The sequence below is a fragment of the Pseudobacteroides cellulosolvens ATCC 35603 = DSM 2933 genome (assembly GCF_001262605.1).
In the GTDB taxonomy this organism is placed as follows: domain Bacteria; phylum Bacillota; class Clostridia; order Acetivibrionales; family DSM-2933; genus Pseudobacteroides; species Pseudobacteroides cellulosolvens.
Window position 1 is genome coordinate 1,873,861 of the sequence record NZ_LGTC01000001.1, and the last position, 18,936, is coordinate 1,892,796.

Consider the following 18,936-nt stretch of genomic DNA (forward strand, 5'->3'; position numbering starts at 1 on the left):
AAAAATTTAATCTAATCCAATTTTATCCGCACAATATTCCCCTATTGCCGTTTCCATCATTTCTGCCCATGATTCAAATTCTGTATTTTTATTTACATATGCATCCAGTTCTTCCTCTGGAATTTTATCAAGATCTTCTGCCGATTCTACTTTATATTGGCTTTTATCAAACATTTCGCCCAATGTTTTAAATGAGGTATATTTCTGAATAAAATTATCATTAAATAAAACTTCAAAAGATACTTCATTTTCACCTTCAAGTTCCTCTGCTTTATTTACAATATTGTGTATATCTTTATTAAAGTCATCTATTCCTTCCATCTTAAATCCCATTTCGTATACCTCCACTTGTATTTTTAATTCATTATATCACTTAAATGTAAAGTATGCAATTATATGTAAATACCTTCACTAAAAACAACTTTCCCTTCATTTGTATCCTTCTCTAAATCTATAATCTTCTTACCTTTACTACATAATTGAGTTTAATTCATATATAATCAAAATCATTGTAAAGTTATGTATCATTTGATAAAATATTTATTAAATTGGAGGTATATAGAAGATGAATGATAAGATTAAGGAAATATTAGTAGAACTTAGACTACAAGAAGATGATATAAATGAAATTTTAACTAAAGGTGAGGTCATAGTAGATATTTTAACAGCAAAAGATTTTGCAAATGTATTTCTTGAAAATGGAGCTTCTTTTAGTTGTGAACCTGATATTGATGCATTAGTTAAAGTCACAATGCCAATAAAAAAGTAATTTTTATATTTAAGAGGATGATAAAAATGTTCAAAGTAAAAGAAAAGGATAGTAAGCAGCTATTACCAATAATAGTTTATGCAGTTAGAACAGATAAAGATAATTATTCATGGTTTTTAATTTATGAAAATCATAAATGGATCTGGAGAGGATCAAGTACTTATGAGCCTTGGATAGAATAAAATTAAAATATTAAGAGGAGTGAATTTTATGATGAATGAAATAACATATTCAAATATAATTAAAGATTCAGTTAAAGCTACTGAAAAGAAAATAAATCGCAATTTAACTGAAGATGAAACCAAAATAATAAAACATGCAATAAGAGCTGCTTTAAATGAAGTTAATAGTTTGGAATCAGATGATAAAAATCAAATGGTATTAGATGAATTAAAAGGTTGGCTTTTACAAGGTATAACATGTTTAAAAAGTGATAATTATTCAGAACAAGAAAAACCAATAATAGATTTAAAGGCAAATACAATGGATATGATCTTACAAAAAATCAATGAACTGGAAAATTCATTATAAATAGTGAGGTATAAATACACCAATGGAAAAACTTAAAATATGTTCTGTTAAAGTTATAGAATCTGATAAGTTAAAGTTTAATTATGAATATCCAAATATTGTTGTATTCAACCAAAATGACAAAGAAAGAATCTCAATATATGGTGAAAGAATTTGTGAAATATTATATAAATATATACACAACAGGTCAGAAGACGTCATTTTTACATCATATTTTGATAAGAACGATATTCAAATGGATATTGATAGTTCGATCAATAAAAAGTTAAAAAATGAGGAAAGACAAAGTTTAGCGGATATATCTGCTTTTGTATTAAAAGTTGTGTTTAAAAATTTAGGAGATGTTTGAGATTAAACGAGTTGATCTATATTTTATTATGGAGGAATAAGATGAGTAAGTATGCAGACAATTTAGCAGAAGCAATAATTGATATTGACAATAATGATAAAGCAAAAGCTGAGAGATTAATAATAAAAGCTACTGGAGAAACAGAGATAAGATTCTCTTGGTGGACACAAGGTGGCACTCATTTTCAACATGCTCCATTAGACATGTCTGAAGATAACTGGTTATGTCTATTTGAAGCAGCATTTGAAAATAAAGTGTTTTCTGATGAGTTTATCAAAGGACTAAAAAAAATGATCCAAAAATATAACAATCATTTTTAAATCTTATGCAGAAACCACCTACAACTTCTTATTTCATACCTTAATTCAAATAGTCTTTCTGATCCAGCTATAGTACTCTGACAGGTATAAGTAATTATATTGCTTCCAGATATCTTTTCTTCTTGGGATTTAATAATCTTTTCTATTTTAATTACTAATTCACCCTTATCTGTAGGCATTTTGAATTTTATTGGTGTAAGCTTACCTGCTGTAGTTGACATATAGATCATTTCTATCGGTTTCATATGTACTTTCATAAAATAATCCTCCAGTCATAGAACATATGTTCTATTATCAATTATACTAGAGGAAGATTATTCATGTAAAGACCTAAAATTGAATAACAAATAAAAAGGGTCTTAATAGAGAGTATATACCTATTAAGACCCTTATACTATTTTATCAAATAACGTTTACTACATCACATCATTTTGTACACCAACACGTATAACTTCCTCATTTACTATTTCCACTCCAACACCCAAATCAAAATCCCATGTGCATTCAAACAATATTGCAATTGTTCTTTCATCAGAATTTTTTATATAAAAATTAACTGGCTTAACCAAACTCCCTACTTCGTCTACATTATGAATAATCGGTGCAATTTTATCAATATCTGCTACTCTTTTTTCTCTTTTTAGTGGGCATATTGACTGATAATAATTAAATATTTTTGTTTCTATTTCTTTTATAATTCTTTCTTTATTTTTTGCAAACTCTACCATTGATTTTCTCTGAACATCAGTAATATCTTCATCTTCATCTTCACATTCAATTGATAGAGTTATATTATTATTCTGATTAAATATAAAAAATTCAATTTTCCCTTGCCATAAATAATCATACTCTAAGTGTCCAAACAATTCATCTTGCATACTATTTTCCTCCATTTTTCAACATTATTTTATATTCTCCACATCCTCCCAGATGTTGGAATATAGGATGGTTAATTTCACTTGGAACTAACTGTATTGTCTCACAATCATTTAATTCGTGCCATGTATAGTTATTCTCTTTAATCCAGTCTGATACTCGTTTTGCAGTCCATTTTTCGCCTGTTTCTTTAGTAAGCTTTTCTGCTAGCTTTTTATTAGCTTGTGCAAAATTTTTAGGTCTATCTTCTGTCATTTTATCAATTTTAAATTCTTCAATTACAAATTGTGAAAAATCTGGCATTCCATTCTTATACTCGATACCACTAACACCTATTTCTTTCAGAGTATCAGCTACTCTCTCATCAGTAGAAACAAAAGTAGCTTCACCAGGTTCTCCTGTCCAATGTCCAACTGAACTTGGATTCCCAGGCATTTCTTCGTAACGCTCATCTAAAGTACTGTATTTGGGTACAACTTCATTACCTTTTGTATATAGTTTACTGGCTCCTGCTTCCTCTAATATAGCTTCTGCTATAACTGCTAAAACAATGTTTGGTTCATTTGGAAATAATTCTTTTAGCTTTATTATTGATGTTATTTTACTACAACCAGAAGTACGTTCTTTTATTTCTTCAGCCATAGCATTAATAGCTCTTTTTTCTGCTGTTGGAAAACGTTTTTGTAACACTTCAATAAGTCGGCATCTTTTCCCAGATGTTGCACCTGTATACGATATCTCCCCCATTAATTCACCACCCCAACCATAGATTTTTATGGTAAAATGATGTGTTATGTATTTAATATTTAATTATATGTAAGAATTAGTAACTTTATTGTATGCAAAATTTCACCATAAAGTTGGTATTTTTTACATAATACCATTTTTTGTAGTGAAATTCAATCAATAGATATAAAATCTCTGACCTTGAAAACAAAATTAAGAACACAAATCAGGTTTATGATACTAATTTTATCTTCAATTGGTGTAATTAGTGGTGTATAATAAATAGAAAGCTTACAGTAAATGGCGTTCTCAGACTTTTTGAAATGCTTGGGGTGCAAGGGGTCGTCGGTTCAAGTCCGGTCACTCCGATTAGAGAACAAGCGACTTTCACACAATGAAAGTCGCTTTTGTTTTGCAGTTTGCCCCCAATTATACGAAGGAGTTATTTAAATGGAAATAAAGAAAGAATTATTCGAAGCTTCAGCAAAAATTATAGGTATCTCTATTGAGGATGCAATAGCACACCATAAAGTGTTGGAGAACATAAATTCAATTTATGTCTGGAATTCAATTAGAGGAGGTGCTGCGGTTATTATGGAAAACGAGGACTCATTCCTTTATGCAAATTCTTCTATAAATTTTGATGAACACTTGCGAGCGTTTTTATCTGGGAAGCGTACAGAACCTAAAATGTTTAAGAAATAATTTTTTATAAAATTAAAGGTCTGAAATTAATTTTCACCTCTAGAATGTTAATTTTCTTATGAATCCTTTGGGTTATACCTATAATCACCAAGTAAACATCTATCTTCTACGCTACCTTTACATTCTGATTAATACCATCGATGACCTTTCGAATCCCCATCCAGACACCCAATATAATGAGGGATTATAGTCATGACAAAAATGGTGGGTTATTTCAACTGCTTCTACATGATGATTAACAGCATTTAGTATTATATCTTCCAGCTTATCATCACCATCGGACCATATTGTATGATTTGTCTTTTAACTCTATAAGGGATACCAACCGCTTTCAATAAAGATAGTTGTTTACGCATATCAAATTTATCAATATCAATTTTCATAATACAATAAAGAGGAGCCAAATCAAATATACAGTTGATAAAATTATTTAGAAAAGGGAAAATTATAATTATCGAGAAACGCATAATAAGATTTATTATACTTACTAAAGGAGAAAATAATATGGGCAAAGTTCTATATATTAAAGCAAATGCAAAACCAGAAGGATTATCAAGAACTTTTAAAATATCCGATAAATTTATAGAAGCATATAAGCAGAGCCATCCTAATGATGAAATTACAACACTTGACCTTTATAAGGAGAATATCAAATTTTTGACAGAAAGTGATATCAACATAGTCTTTGGTCCGAAGACTGAGGAAAGTAGGAAGCATCCTGTTTTAAAATATGCTTATCAATTTGCTGAAACAGACAAGTATATTATCGCAGAACCTCTATGGAACCTAAGTATTCCTGCTATACTTAAGGCATATATAGACTATATTACTGTTACCGGTATAACATTTAAGTATACAGAAAAAGGTGCAGTTGGATTATTACATGGGAAGAAGGCTGTGAATATAGTTGCTAGAGGAGGAGATTATAGTTCTGAACCTTTTAATATGTATGAGATGGGTGATAGATACTTAAGAACAATATTTGGGTTCTTTGGAATTACAGACTTTACTACAATATCTGCAGAAGCCTTGGATATAGTAGGACAGGATGTTGAGGCTATTGTTGGTAACACAATTGCAAAAGCACAAGAATTAGCAAAAGGTTTCTAAGATAATAAAAAGTTTGTTTATTCGAAAAAAATATCCCTCTTGCAGCTTTCTTTCAAGCAAGGGGATATTTTTTTCGATCATAATTATATCGTTATATTATTATCAAGTTTATCTACTTACTTGGGGTTTCAGATACTTATTCCAACTCCCCCTATATATGTTTCCCAGCATTCGGGGAGTAGTTCAGACATGGGATTGGCAATAGGTATTCTTAAAATTTCTGCCTTAATCATACGTCCTTTTTCAGGCACTGCCTCTGATATAGTAGGCAGAAAAATTTTTTATATGTCGGACTAGTTATTTCTCTTATTACTATGGTTATTTATTTTTTTGCTACTACTCAGCAAACTTCATTCATAGCAAGACTTATAGAAAAAACATCCCTTTTCCCTTCATCTTTGCTGCTGCTTTTAGGTTTGGTTTATGGTGGAATCGTAAGCTTTATTACATTATTTGGTAAGAAAGCAGGTATCAAAAATGTAGGATGGTTTTTTCTATTTTTTGCATTAGGCCCATTCCTAGTTCGTACTGTATCCGGAAAGTTATTTGCATTCCTGATCGCTTTTCTAATTGTATATTGTATTTATCTGGTTAGAGTTAAGACACCTGAGCAAGTGTAGAGCATGGCTATGGTAGACCCTTTCTCTAAATCTTGCTTAATATTTTTCCTATCATTATCAAATAAAGCATTCTTTAACTTAATTATTACAACTTTCACTTTTCATCTATATTAAATTTAAATTTTTAATCCATTTCTTTTTTCCATAATGATATCTTCCAGTTTTTTTGCAGTACTCTCAACATCACTATCTAAAATCAAGTACCCGCCTGTTATGTTTTTAAGGTCCTCAGTCAATAATTTTGTAACCAGATCACTTCCTGTTATAAAAGGCGGAATTGCCAGATGTAAAGGAATTCCTAAGGAAAGGCCAAATGCACCATCTGCCAGTGCTTGCTCTTCAAGCCATTGAGGAGCAGAGAATACTAATGGGAGCTTTGGAATATCAACACCTATTGCTTCTGCAATCTGAGATGCAACAATTTCAAGCCTGCCGATAGCAAGACATGGCCCAAAATTGAGAACTGGAGGAATTCCCAAAGTTTCGCATACGGAACGTAAGCCATCACCTGCAAGTAGTGCAGCATCAGGGGACATGAGACCTACATTTTCAAGAGCACCGCTTGAACATCCTGCAGATAAAACAAGAATATCCTTTTTGATGAGCTCTTTTACAAGTTCTACTGTAAATACATCATGCCCTTTTGCAGTAAGGTTTGAACATCCTACAACACCTGCAATACCCTTAATTTTACCGTTTACAATAAGTTCAATAAGTTTTGACCAGTCTCCTCCCAGAAAATCTTTAAGAGAAACTTCACTTAAACCAGTTATTACATTGGAGTCACCATGATCTTTTGGGTAATTTATCTTTACAGATTGTCTACGACTCTTATAGCTTTCTATAGCAGTATTAATGATATACTCGCTTATCTGTTCCCGCTCTTCATACCTGTAGGGCAATAGCTCTGCATTTGTTTTTTTGGCAACATCATCAATACATATCATTTTAATCATAAATTCATTAGCTATTGGCTCAATTCCCGGAATGGTACAATTGAACTCCGATATGACAAGATCAACAGCTCCCGTTGCCAAAACTGCTTCACTGGTAAAATTGTTACCTACATGACCTGAATAAATATCCTGATAATGCTCTCCCCTTACCTGCAAGTCCTGGCCAACACAGGTACAACCCACTATTTTAAAACCTTTGGCACCTATAGCTTTAGCTTTTTTAACAACATCATGTTCTATAAGTACTTTCTGAAGATGAGCCAGATTGGAATGCTGGTGACCTGTTATCATAATATTTATGTATTCAGGATCTATAACTCTAAATCCAACAGGAGCTTTTCTTATGACAGGTTCACCTAAAATTATATCGTTTAAAATATTAGTAAGCATAAGACCGTATAAACCCGTTGATATTCCAAGTTTCAGACTGTGCAGCAGCATATCAGAAGCATCACTGCTAAGATTGGTTGATGTTTTGACGACAGCATCAAATACTTCAGATTTTGCTCCACCGGGAATGAGGTTAAGCTCTTTCCATTTATCATATCTAGGTGAATAAGATATCTTTTCTACCAAATCCATTTTTTCATATGATGGCTTATATAGATCAGAAAGCACTTTATCAGCAACTTTAATTGCTTTTTCATAAGTATCCGTCTCTTTTATATCAAATGCCTGAGCCAGTCTATCCAAGGCATTTAGACCTTTAATAGTTTTTCTATTTAAGGCTGTATTTTTTAAATTTCTAGCAGTGTTTTCTACTATATGTATGTAGCATCCCGAGCCTGCAGCTACTGCCCTTAAAAAATTTCTGGCTACAATAGTGTGAGCATCAGCTCCGCATACACCACGCGGAGATTTTGGAGTTATTTTACAAGGACCATTGGAGCAGGATTTGCAGCTTGAACATGCATTCATATCATAACCTCCTTTAATGTATACCATTTTAGTATAGTATTAATCATAAAATAATGGGGTTTTCACCCCGAATTATTATTTTTAATCTAAGATTATTAACACTTTTTATCTAAAATATCTTGAAAAGTTATAGTAGATATTTCGTTTATTAAGGTTTTTTGTACTTTTAGAAGTGCATTATGCACTCCGCAGCTATTTGACCTGGAAAGATTGCAAAGTTTCGGGTCAGACAGACAGTATAATTGTTTGAACATCTAAGAGAAAAGCAGGGACTGATATATAGCTTATCAAATAATTTAACACTATCCCACAATTTTGGGATGATGGATACTGTCATCTCCCTTCGACCTAATAAATTACGCAAAATTCTTAAATCTTTAATAGAAATTTCAGCTAAACTGAAAAACGAGCATTATTCAGAAGAATTTTTACAAAAGGAAAAAATGAGATTTATCAAAAAGCGTTTTTAGTGATGGAGAACAACACATATGCTGCATACTGGTACAATCAAATAGAGTTAATTCTTGATAAGAATTTTGCAGATGATCTGCAATCATCGGTAAGTAGGGTAAATAATATAACTTTAGAGGATATAAAGTTTGTTAGGGATCACCTGTTCAATTCAAAAAATTGGTTTTTGATATGTATCGGAAAATTATTTTTCCTTCACAAATGGTTGCTTATAAGAAAAATAAAGAAGATGTTAGCCTGATGGTTTAATATACTCAGTTTGGTGAATCTTCATTGAATGTTAGTATACTAATCACCTTAATTATACTTTATTATACAAGTAAATATGGATTTATTTTTTAATACATGATACATTTATAATATGACATATTTCTTCAAAAAATTTATAAAAGGAGGAGTGTACAATGAAAAGAAAATTGATGGTAATTCTTGCATTTTTATTTTGTCTTACCATCGTATTTCCAGTTAACGTACAAGCAGCAACAACGCTTACATCAAATGCTACTGGCACAATTGACGGTTATAACTACGAGTACTGGAAAGACAACGGTACTGGTACTATGACGCTCAATGGTGGCGGCACATTCAGTTGCTCATGGAGTAATATCAATAATATATTATTCCGTACTGGTAAGAAACTCGGCTCGACCAAAGCATGGCAGGATTATAATGGTATAACAATAGATTATGCCTGTAACTACCAGCCAAACGGCAATTCATACATGGCTGTCTATGGGTGGACGGAAGATCCCCTTGTAGAATATTACATCATAGATAGTTATGGCACCTGGAAGCCACCAGGAAATGGTATACCAATGAAGGGAACAATTACTGTTGACGGGCGTACATATGAAGTTTATCAAAACTCGAGAACAGGACCTTCTATTAAGGGTGATAATACAACTTTTCAGCAGTATTGGAGTATATGCACATCTAAAAGAACAAGCGGAACCATAAGTGTCAGCGAACACTTTAAAGCATGGGAAGCCAAAGGAATGAAGATGGGCAAGATGTACGAAGTTTCCATGGTTGTAGAGGGTTATCAAAGTAGTGGTAAAGCTGATATGACTAAAATGAATCTTACTTTCGGTCCATCTCCGTCATCCTCGACAAGCAATCCAAGTCCGACGCCTACAAGACCAACAACATCAAGCACAACTAAGATAAGTGCTTTTGATACAATAGAAGCAGAAAACTACAACGATTATAGTTCATCAACTATAGAAAAAATCGGTACTGGTGATGGAAACGGTGTTGGTTATATTGAAAACGGTAATAATCTTGTATTTAAAAATGTGGACTTTGGAAGTGGAGCTACATCATTTAAAGCTCGTATTGCTGGTGAAAGCAATACAGATATACAGTTAAGATTAGGCAGCCCAACCGGCACCCTCTTAGGTACATTGTCTGTAGCACCAACAGGGAGCTGGGATACATATGAGGAACAGTCATGCAATATAAGTAAAGCTACTGGAGTAAATGACTTGTATCTGGTATTCTCAGGCCCGGTTAACATTGACTGGTTTACATTCGGAAGTGGAACATCACCTTCAACACCACCGTCAACTATACCGTCAACTATACCTTCAGGTTCATCATTAAAAGGCGATCTCAATAATGACGGTGTTATAAACATGGCTGATGTTATACTATTGGCTACTAAATTTAATTCAGTGGCTGGAGATGGAAAATATGTTGCTTCATATGACTTGAACAGTGACGGTTCAATAAACATGGCTGATGTTATTATAATTGCTTCAAATTTTAATAAGACAGTCAGCACTACCACAACGACAACAACAACTACCAAAGTAACACCAACGCCTATACCATCACCTAAGGGGACTGCATTGTACCAATTGGCTGCGGCAAAGGGAATAACATTTGGTACATGTGTTAACAGTCAATGGTTCTCTGGTCAAACAGGTTCAACTTATGATAATATTCTAAAAAATGAATTTGGAATTGTTGTAGCTGAGAATGAAATGAAAGTTAATGCTATAGAGCCTTCGCAAAATAATTTCAACTTTACAAACGGCGATAAATTGGTTAACTATGCGTTAAGTAACAATAAAAAAGTACGTGGACATACTCTTGTATGGCATTCTCAACTTCCTGGATGGATGGGAAATTGGAGTGGAAGTCGTGATGGACTGATTTCAGCGATGAATAACCACATTACCAAGACCATGGAACATTTTAAGGGAAAAATCGCAGAATGGGACGTTGTCAATGAAGCTTGTGATGATAGTGGTAATGGACTTAGAAAAAGTGTGTGGACAAATAAAATAGGTAATGATTTTATAGACATTGCATTCCAGACTGCAAGAAAAGCTGATCCTGATGCACTTCTTTTCTATAATGATTATAATATTGAAGATATGGGTGCCAAGTCCAATACAGCATATAATATGATTAAGAGCATGAAGGAAAGAGGAATTCCAATTGACGGAGTAGGATTCCAATGTCACTTTATCAATGGAATGAGTGCTTCCCAGCTTAATGCTATAGAGCAAAATATCAAGAGGTATGCAGCTCTCGGATTACAGGTATCCATTACTGAGCTGGATATACGTATGAATGATTCAGAAAATCAAACTACCGGCTTCCAGACACAGGCAAACAATTACAAGTCATTGATGGAAATTGCCTTGAGAAACCCTAATGTTAAAACATTTGTGGTTTGGGGCTTTACTGATAAGTTTTCATGGATTCCATCAACTTTCCCAGGAACTGGTAGAGGTCTGATTTATGATAGTAATTTAAATCCAAAGCCGGCGTATAATTCACTAAAAGAAGCACTGATGAAATAAAGACAAATATCTCAAAAATGTGATAATCAAGTGGGAGGGAATTAATTATTTTAATTCCCTCCTCTCACACCACGGCACATACCGTTCACAATAATTTACATGATGCTTCCTTGATGATTTACCACATAACTCGATTGTATTTGTCCATCTCATGTCGCATTAAATGTTCCACAGATTGCACATGGCATGTATTTACAGTCTTCGAAGTAAATTGACGTCGTTTCATGCTTCAGTACTTTAAAACCTATTCTCTATTATAAAGTCACAAACATATATGAACTGCTCAGAAGCTACTTTATTTCTCTTCATATCCATTAGGATTGTTAAGTTGCCACCTCCATGAATCTCTACACATATCTTCAAGACTCATTTCTGCAACCCATCCCAGTTCTTTCTTGGCTTTAGTTGGATCTGCATAACAAGCATCTACATCTCCAGGCCTTCTATCAATCAGGATGTACGGTATTTTTTTTCCTGTTGCCTTTTCAAAGTTATCAACTACATCAAGCACGCTATACCCTACTCCTGTTCCAAGGTTATAAGCTTCAACGCCTGTTGTGTTCATAACACTTTCAAGTGCTTTTAAATGACCTTTTGCAAGATCTACTACATGGATATAATCTCTTACACCTGTTCCGTCATGGGTATCATAATCACTACCAAATATACTTAACTTATCCCTTTTTCCAATAGCAACTTGAGTGATATAAGGCATTAAGTTGTTTGGTATACCATTTGGGTCTTCACCGATTCTTCCACTTATATGTGCTCCAATAGGATTAAAGTATCTTAGAAGAGCTATACTCCAGGAATTATCAGCCATAAATACATCTTTTAATATTTGTTCTATCATGAGTTTTGTGCTTCCGTATGGGTTATTCGCACTCAGTGGCAGATCTTCAGTTAGTGGAGACATATTGGTCATTCCATATACAGTTGCTGATGAACTGAACACAATATTTCTTACATTATATTTTTGCATTAACTCACAAAGAATTAGAGTGCCAGTAATGTTATTATGATAGTACCTTAGAGGTATTTGAATAGACTCTCCCACTGACTTTAATCCTGCAAAGTGAATAACTGCATCAAAAGTATTTTCAACAAATACATTTTCCAGGTCTTCTCTATTTAATAGATCTAATTCATATAATGTTAACTTCTTATCGGTTATTTGTTGTACACGATTTAAGGATTCTCTTTTACTATTTAAAAAATTATCAACTACAATTACATCATATCCTGAATCAAGTAGTTCAATACATGTGTGGCTTCCTATATATCCTGCTCCACCAGTTATTAATATAGACATGACATTCTCCCCTTTTTTCACTACTTTTTATTTAGACATGCCCCAAATATAACTTCCCGTATAATTTCACTTTAGTGTTAACTTAACTCGTGAACACACGCTCAAAACGGGAAGTAATATTTCAATCATGCCTTAACAGCTTTTTTACTTTACCTTTTATAGTAGAAACAATAACATCTACATCATCTATTTTCATAAAATAAATTATAATAAAATACACTAAAGCTCCGATCCCTATAGCAGCAATAAGTAAAATACTGGAAGAAATTTTCCCAATCAAAGTATTATAAACCAGTTTTGCCATAACACCCATTAACAATGAAGCACATAATATTTTCACAAAGGAAATGGTTATAATTTTTAAACCAAATGAACCTATCTTCTTCCTTAAACTTATAAATAATAACCCTGTGCAGAATAATGCTGAGATACTTGTTGCTAATGCAAGTCCGCCTATACCTAAGAATTTAGAAAGTATTATATTCAAAACAATATTCATCATTAGTGCAATAGCAGCATTAATCATCGGAACCTTGGTATCTTGTAAAGCATAAAAAGCCCTTGAAAGGATTTCTCTAAGCCCAAATCCCACTATCCCTACTGCAAAGAAGAATAATGCTTGAGATGTTAACACTATCGCGTCTTGATCAAAGGCTCCACGTCCAAATAACAGTGTAATTATTTGCTCTGAAAATATCATCGCTCCAATTGTTGATGGAATAACCAATAAATTTATTCCATTGATTGATTCTGACAGATATCTTTTAAAATCTTTCATGTTATTCTCCGCAGCCATTCTAGAAATCATAGGATAGATAGCGGTAGATATAGAAAGCACAAATATCCCCTGTATAAATTCATTAAGTCTATTAGCATAATTTAATGCAGATATTCCGCCTACTACAATTTGAGATGCTATTGTTCTATCAACAAGTATATTAATTTGATTTACAGACACGCCAATAATAACCGGCAGAGCAATATATGCCATACTTCTAATATTCTTATCATTAATATCCAAGACAAGTTTGTATCTATATCCTTTTCTATAAACATAAGGTATCAGAAGCATTAGTTGAGCAATAGTAGCAATAAGGCTCCCTATAGACAAAACCAGTACACTTGAAGCAGAACTCACAAAAATTGACAAAATAATAAAAAAGTTCATAGGAAGCCCTACTAACGCAGGTATAATATAGTTTCCCTTAATATGAAGATATCCAGTAAAAACATAAATGAGACCTGTAAAATATACCCCGTATAGACTTATTTTTGTAAACCGCACAGCTAATGCCAATGTCTCACCTTCAAACCCTGAAGCAAATACCCTAACAATTTGATTTGTGAATATAAGGCCAGCAATAATGATGCAAGTGCATAAAACAATCAATATATTTACTAGATTATTAGTGTATCTATTCCCTTCAATTACACCCTCATTTTGCTCAATTTTGCTATACATAGGGATATACCCTGTGGTTATTCCAGTTCCTATAAAAGAAAACACAACAAACGGAATTACTTGAGAAATTAAATAAGCATCACTGACATTTGATGCTCCATAAAAGTAAGAAAGCGTAATGTCCCTTACAAATCCAAATACTTTTGAAAATATTGTAATTAACATTAAAATTATTGCTGTCCTCTTCATCAAATCCTCCCCATTACCTCCTATACTTTTATGATAATGTATCTTTCTATATGTTTTGCAATAATCATTTTACATTTTTAATTATTGCAAAACATTTTACTTGATTCATATGTTGCGAAAAATTCATTTTATAATGCAAATGCAGGTGATTCAACTGCATTTGCTAATGTAAAATCTTTTTCGTAACATATATAAAAAGCATTCCAAGATACTATTCAACAAAACCAATACCGATTTGTTTATCTAAGTCGACTATCATTTGCCTTTTCATCAAAGTATTAATCTTTTTATTTCTTATTGTATAATCACTACCATATTTAGGTGACTGTTCAAACATTTCCTTGCTTCTTTTTATATATTCACTGGTTGTACATATAATTTTCGCAGGATTTCCTGCAACTACAGAATTATCTTCTATGTCCTTTGTTACTACACTGTTAGCTCCAATTATTATATTGTCACCTATTCTTACATTAGGAAGTATTGTGGAATTCGCTCCTATAAAAACATTGTTTCCTATGGTTGTTAAACCTATCTTTGTATAACCTATATACATTTTAGTGCTTGCATCATGTGCTAAAATTGTTACCCTGGGGGCTAAAGTAACATTGTCACCAATTTTAATTAACCAACAATGTGAATAGTCTAAATCGCAGCCAATCATCCTTTTGAAATTTTTACCCACAATCATACCATTTTTAATATATTTTTCAGTCAATATTTCGCCCCTAATTCGATATATAAGTTTTTTTATAAGTTGTTTTATAAATTGTTTCAACGTACATCCTCCCTTATTTTAGATTGTCTTGGGAAAAATTTTAGTATTAGATATATTGGTAAAGCATAAGTTAGAATTACAGATAAAGCTATAGTATAGTTATATAAAACAGGTATACATGCCATGAAAATGGCTAAAAAATTTCCGATAAACTTTTTAGTAAAATTATCTGCAACTTTTGATTTATATTCATTTTTTATACTTAGATATACAGCTAAACATGAAAATATCGGTGATAAAACATATCCAAAATAATAGTATGCTTGCCCTGAAGCAGGTATTATCTGGCTGACATACATAAAATTTATCGATCTCGTCTGATTGAATAACAATGTTATATTGGTCATATCTACGAAGAATGTTTTAAACAATGGTATGGCTTGTAAATTATCAGCAAAAAATACACTTAATACATTATTCTTATGAATTGATAAAGCTGTTGCAAAATTTACAGGTCCTCCAAAATATGCTTGAATCGTATTGGATAAGTTATAGAATACATTAGATGTTCCTGCATTTGATGATATAGCAAATAATCCTAATCCCCCTACAAAAGATATTAAGACAAACAATTGTGCCAATATCCTTTTTTTGTAATCCTGATATAAAAGGAGCAAGATAAAAAATAAAGATATTGTTAAAAATAAGTTTAAAGCTGTATTATCCGTTGATATTAAACTGTTCAATACAATTATAATAGTTGAAATGAATAAGCAATAAAAGGGTGGCTTAGATTTCACAGATACACGATTTCTAATAAATAGAATTATACCAAGTACTATTATAGGTCTTAATATTTCTATAGCCCAGGTTGACAAATAGAATACTAAAGGTGGAATTTGTTTTCGTGCCATTAGATAATTTATAGTCCACGTTCTTACATCTTCCTGAGAGCTTAAAATCAAAAATCTATAGTTATATCTAATTTCCGGATAAACTATAAAGCATGATAAAATAAATATCAGTAATAGACTAATTAAAATTTTATTATGGCCTAATTCAAACTTTTTCACTATAAACTCGGGATCTAGTAATGTACTATTGTTTTTAGTGTAATATTTCTTGATCAGAATACTAATAATTACGAAAACTAATACAAATTCATATATCATCATAATAATAGCTTTATCCATATTTTCGTAAACATCAGTATTTATATTAGATGTCTCATAATAAGCTAATTTTAATAACATTGGGGATATAACCATTCTTATATAATAAGTTCCTATTATAATAGGGAATATCATACTTTTGTGTAAATTCATATAAACATTGATAAAGATCATACTGCCAATAGTAAAGAACATAGGTAAATAGGGCAGCATGAAATAGTACGGCGGAATACTGTCATCTCTCAATAGAACTAAGGTGGTACCTATTCCCGATAGTATTATAAATACAATTAAATATAATTGTAATATATTTATTTTTTTCATCGATTAACCCCACTTATTTTAATAAACATTTTTAATTGCCAAGTTGATTCAAGTAAAAATCCTGAAGATTTCTACATTCTTGATAAATGTCAAATCCAGCATCCTTAATGCACTGTGTCATATTTTCTCTCGTATAACCATTATCATATTTTAAAACTTGGTCCGCCCAGAATTTTGCACTATCTTCCAGAGCAACAAATTCAATGTTTTGTGTCATCTTAATTTTTGTAGGAACATTGTTTGACACAATACATTTCAAGCCAGCTGCCTGGGCCTCTACCAAAACTATTCCTAACCCCTCAAAAATCGATGGAAATAAAAAAACATCCATAGCCTGCATCAAACTATATACCTCCAAGCTACCTTCAATAAACCTAACGCTGTTAGAAAGACCCAGTCCCTCTACTTTTTGCATTATCATATTTCTTAAATTACCTTTTCCAACTAGCATTAATATAGAATTTTTATTCTTTTTATGTACTTCATGAAATATATCAACTACAAAGTCATGATTCTTTGCCGAATCAAATCTACCTACATGACCAATTACAAACTTATTTGTTAACTGATACTCTTGTCTAACCTTTTGCCTTATATTATTATTAAAGACAAACTTACTTATATCTATTGCATTATTTATATGCATTACTTTATTCATTGGTACTTGGGACTTTCCATATAGCCATTTTCCAGCAATATCAGAACATGTAAAGTAGTGAGTTGCAGTTTTATGAATTGAAATACTGTTAATCTTATGTAAAATGTGATGCATTTTATTTTCCGCTCTTGTACTATGTGCATGTATAATACGAGTTTTTACGCCGTTTTTTTTAGCCATTTGTAACGGCTTAATATAGCTTAATGAACTAACATGCTGATGGACTATTTGATACTCTGGATTATTTTTAAAAAAATCATCTAAATCTTTTTTATTTTGTCTCAAACTTTTTCCTCTGGGTGTAATATAAAATATATATCCACCTAAAGCCTTTATTTCATCGTCGTAATCCCCAGGAGTTTTTGAATGTACAAAAAAATCGAATTGAACCTTATTACGATCTAGATTTCTATATATGTTCATTATAAACGTTTCTATTCCTGCCATATTCATCTTACCTAATACATGTAGTACCCTAATCATGGTGCACCTCTTTTTTATTGACCCATATTATATTAGACATGATTGAAATATTACTTACCGTTTTGAGTGTGTGTTCACGAGTTAAGTTAACTTAGAAAGAGAAATTATTCGGGAAGTTATATTTGGAACATGCCTTAATTAAATACTGTTTAAGGTGATTCCTAAAAAATAACTGGTCAACTGGCGATTTCAAAAATATTGAATTTAGTACTTTTCACCATTAAGAATTGACCAAGGAAATTTTTGAAATCGACTAAGTAATATCCTAAATTTCCACAGAAAAAGCTAAACCCTCTATTACCTTTTTATATTGTAACAATGTAGTTCCTGTTACACTATTCCAGGAATAATATTTATTAATAAATTCCCGTGCATTCACCCTATACAAGTCTGTCATATTGATATCTTTAATAATTAATTGCAACCTGGCTGCAACATCTTTAGGATCAATAGCTACCTTCCATCCACATTTATAATTTTCAACCTCTTCAGCTAAATTAGTACCCGGCGTTAAAAGACAGGGTATACCAAATGAAAGTGCTTCCAAGACTGACATAGGCTGCCCCTCTGACCTTGATAACAGAACAAAAATATCAGTACCTATTAGTACTCTTTGCTTTTCATTGTCGTATACCGGTCCATGTAGTTTAACTATATTTTCTAAGCCGTTATCCGATATTAAGTTTTGTAGTATTTTTCTGCATCCTCTATAGTCAGAACCATATATATTAATAACAACCTTATTTTTTAATAGTTCTTCCTTAATTATTGAGCTAGCCATTACTAAACAATCGAGACCCTTATTCTGAATATCCAACCTACCTATATAACTTATATTGATAGAATCTTTACTACAATCTTTAACTGTATTAAATACATTTGGTAAATCAACACCGTTTCCAGCTACAAAGAAGTTTTTATTCCATAAATTAGAGTTTTGTGCTTCTCCATTGGATAAGTACTGTACAGCTTTTGATGTTTTAATGAGTTTATTTAAAAAAAGAATATTTCCTAACTTTTTCTTTATCTTTTTTTGCTGTTGTGCAAATTTAGTCATTCCACCATGGGGAACAACAATATATGGAATACCTCTCTTTAAAAGATGTTTTGACATTCTTAAATGAGCTGGAATATATGTACTATGAAATATTACTATATCAGGCTTATTAAAAGGCTTGTCTAGTTTATCCAAGTCAAATGAATTGAAATTGGAATAATCATAAATACTGAAGTCCCATTTTTTTCTTTCTACTTCCAGAGTTTTCAAATCTAGCTTTTTACTAATTATTAAGGCTGAATTTATCCCATCTATTTTATTCTGGTTACTTACTATATTTGGAACAACTACTGATACTCCAGAAGATTTATTAAAACTTAGTGGTGCAATATGTAATATAACCATAAGCAGGCCCTTTCAACACATTCTAGATATAATAGCATTATTTATACAATTG

Annotated in this window: 20 protein-coding genes; 9 read left to right on the forward strand and 11 right to left on the reverse strand. The window is 31.9% G+C overall.

All coding sequences use genetic code 11. The features are described from left to right. Positions 1 to 6 precede the first annotated feature (6 nt). Positions 7 to 333: a hypothetical protein gene (locus tag Bccel_RS07700; protein WP_036941475.1), complete on the reverse strand. Its 327-nt coding sequence runs from the start codon at positions 331 to 333 to the stop codon at positions 7 to 9. A gap of 232 nt (positions 334 to 565) precedes the next feature. Between Bccel_RS07700 and Bccel_RS07705 the strand changes: the two genes are divergently transcribed. Genes Bccel_RS07705 through Bccel_RS07720 form a run of 5 tightly spaced genes read left to right on the forward strand, consistent with a single transcriptional unit; the run spans position 566 to position 1,969 of the window. Next, on the forward strand, positions 566 to 769 hold the full coding sequence (locus Bccel_RS07705; RefSeq protein ID WP_036941472.1) for a hypothetical protein: 204 nt from the start codon (positions 566 to 568) through the stop codon (positions 767 to 769). Between the two features lie 26 nt (positions 770 to 795). Continuing rightward, the gene (locus tag Bccel_RS30170) at positions 796 to 951 is read left to right on the forward strand and encodes a hypothetical protein (protein WP_154673465.1); all 156 of its coding nucleotides are present in this window, start codon (positions 796 to 798) and stop codon (positions 949 to 951) included. Positions 952 to 979: 28 nt separating this feature from the next. Beyond that, the gene (locus tag Bccel_RS07710; protein ID WP_036941469.1) at positions 980 to 1,300 is read left to right on the forward strand and encodes a hypothetical protein; all 321 of its coding nucleotides are present in this window, start codon (positions 980 to 982) and stop codon (positions 1,298 to 1,300) included. A gap of 22 nt (positions 1,301 to 1,322) precedes the next feature. Then, complete coding sequence (locus Bccel_RS07715) at positions 1,323 to 1,649, forward strand: hypothetical protein (protein WP_036941466.1); 327 nt, start codon at positions 1,323 to 1,325, stop codon at positions 1,647 to 1,649. A 41-nt stretch (positions 1,650 to 1,690) separates the two neighbouring features. Further along, positions 1,691 to 1,969: a hypothetical protein gene (locus Bccel_RS07720; RefSeq protein ID WP_036941463.1), complete on the forward strand. Its 279-nt coding sequence runs from the start codon at positions 1,691 to 1,693 to the stop codon at positions 1,967 to 1,969. Here Bccel_RS07720 and Bccel_RS07725 read toward each other — a convergent pair. From Bccel_RS07725 to Bccel_RS07735, 3 genes are all read right to left on the reverse strand, one after another. Further along, positions 1,966 to 2,226, reverse strand: coding sequence for a hypothetical protein (locus tag Bccel_RS07725; RefSeq protein WP_036941460.1), 261 nt, complete (start codon positions 2,224 to 2,226; stop codon positions 1,966 to 1,968). The genes Bccel_RS07720 and Bccel_RS07725 overlap by 4 nt on opposite strands. A gap of 159 nt (positions 2,227 to 2,385) precedes the next feature. After that, entirely contained in the window at positions 2,386 to 2,847 is a 462-nt protein-coding gene (locus Bccel_RS07730) for a DUF6985 domain-containing protein (RefSeq protein WP_036941457.1), read from the reverse strand. Position 2,848: 1 nt separating this feature from the next. Further along, positions 2,849 to 3,592, reverse strand: a complete 744-nt coding sequence (locus tag Bccel_RS07735; protein WP_050753253.1) for an HNH endonuclease — start codon at positions 3,590 to 3,592, stop codon at positions 2,849 to 2,851. 429 nt (positions 3,593 to 4,021) lie between these two features. Here Bccel_RS07735 and Bccel_RS07740 point away from each other — a divergent pair, with 429 nt between their 5' ends. Both Bccel_RS07740 and Bccel_RS07745 read left to right on the forward strand, forming a co-directional pair. Next, positions 4,022 to 4,276: a hypothetical protein gene (locus tag Bccel_RS07740; protein WP_036941454.1), complete on the forward strand. Its 255-nt coding sequence runs from the start codon at positions 4,022 to 4,024 to the stop codon at positions 4,274 to 4,276. 504 nt (positions 4,277 to 4,780) lie between these two features. Next, complete coding sequence (locus tag Bccel_RS07745; RefSeq protein ID WP_036941452.1) at positions 4,781 to 5,386, forward strand: FMN-dependent NADH-azoreductase; 606 nt, start codon at positions 4,781 to 4,783, stop codon at positions 5,384 to 5,386. Between the two features lie 736 nt (positions 5,387 to 6,122). On the opposite strand, the gene cooS is transcribed toward Bccel_RS07745, so the two are convergent. Continuing rightward, positions 6,123 to 7,880 carry an anaerobic carbon-monoxide dehydrogenase catalytic subunit gene (gene cooS, locus Bccel_RS07755; RefSeq protein WP_409372127.1) on the reverse strand — a complete coding sequence of 586 codons (1,758 nt, stop codon included), beginning with the start codon at positions 7,878 to 7,880 and terminating at the stop codon, positions 6,123 to 6,125. A gap of 242 nt (positions 7,881 to 8,122) precedes the next feature. On the opposite strand from cooS, the gene Bccel_RS32520 reads away from it, so the two are divergent. Both Bccel_RS32520 and Bccel_RS30175 read left to right on the forward strand, forming a co-directional pair. After that, on the forward strand, positions 8,123 to 8,350 hold the full coding sequence (locus Bccel_RS32520) for an insulinase family protein (protein ID WP_152965956.1): 228 nt from the start codon (positions 8,123 to 8,125) through the stop codon (positions 8,348 to 8,350). A 405-nt stretch (positions 8,351 to 8,755) separates the two neighbouring features. Then, positions 8,756 to 11,164, forward strand: coding sequence for an endo-1,4-beta-xylanase (locus Bccel_RS30175; protein WP_082225131.1), 2,409 nt, complete (start codon positions 8,756 to 8,758; stop codon positions 11,162 to 11,164). A gap of 295 nt (positions 11,165 to 11,459) precedes the next feature. Here Bccel_RS30175 and galE read toward each other — a convergent pair whose 3' ends face one another. From galE to Bccel_RS07795, 6 genes are all read right to left on the reverse strand, one after another. Continuing rightward, positions 11,460 to 12,476: a UDP-glucose 4-epimerase GalE gene (gene galE, locus Bccel_RS07770; protein WP_036941445.1), complete on the reverse strand. Its 1,017-nt coding sequence runs from the start codon at positions 12,474 to 12,476 to the stop codon at positions 11,460 to 11,462. 121 nt (positions 12,477 to 12,597) lie between these two features. Next, complete coding sequence (murJ, locus tag Bccel_RS07775) at positions 12,598 to 14,127, reverse strand: murein biosynthesis integral membrane protein MurJ (RefSeq protein WP_242853118.1); 1,530 nt, start codon at positions 14,125 to 14,127, stop codon at positions 12,598 to 12,600. Between the two features lie 211 nt (positions 14,128 to 14,338). Further along, positions 14,339 to 14,905, reverse strand: a complete 567-nt coding sequence (locus tag Bccel_RS32025) for an acyltransferase (RefSeq protein WP_276326148.1) — start codon at positions 14,903 to 14,905, stop codon at positions 14,339 to 14,341. Then, a complete protein-coding gene (locus Bccel_RS07785; protein WP_036941440.1) occupies positions 14,902 to 16,341 on the reverse strand; it encodes a hypothetical protein in 1,440 nt (479 codons plus the stop codon). The genes Bccel_RS32025 and Bccel_RS07785 overlap by 4 nt, the downstream gene beginning before the upstream one ends. A gap of 31 nt (positions 16,342 to 16,372) precedes the next feature. Continuing rightward, entirely contained in the window at positions 16,373 to 17,482 is a 1,110-nt protein-coding gene (locus Bccel_RS07790) for a glycosyltransferase family 1 protein (RefSeq protein ID WP_036941439.1), read from the reverse strand. 265 nt (positions 17,483 to 17,747) lie between these two features. Beyond that, a complete protein-coding gene (locus Bccel_RS07795; RefSeq protein ID WP_036941436.1) occupies positions 17,748 to 18,884 on the reverse strand; it encodes a glycosyltransferase in 1,137 nt (378 codons plus the stop codon). Positions 18,885 to 18,936 lie beyond the last annotated feature (52 nt).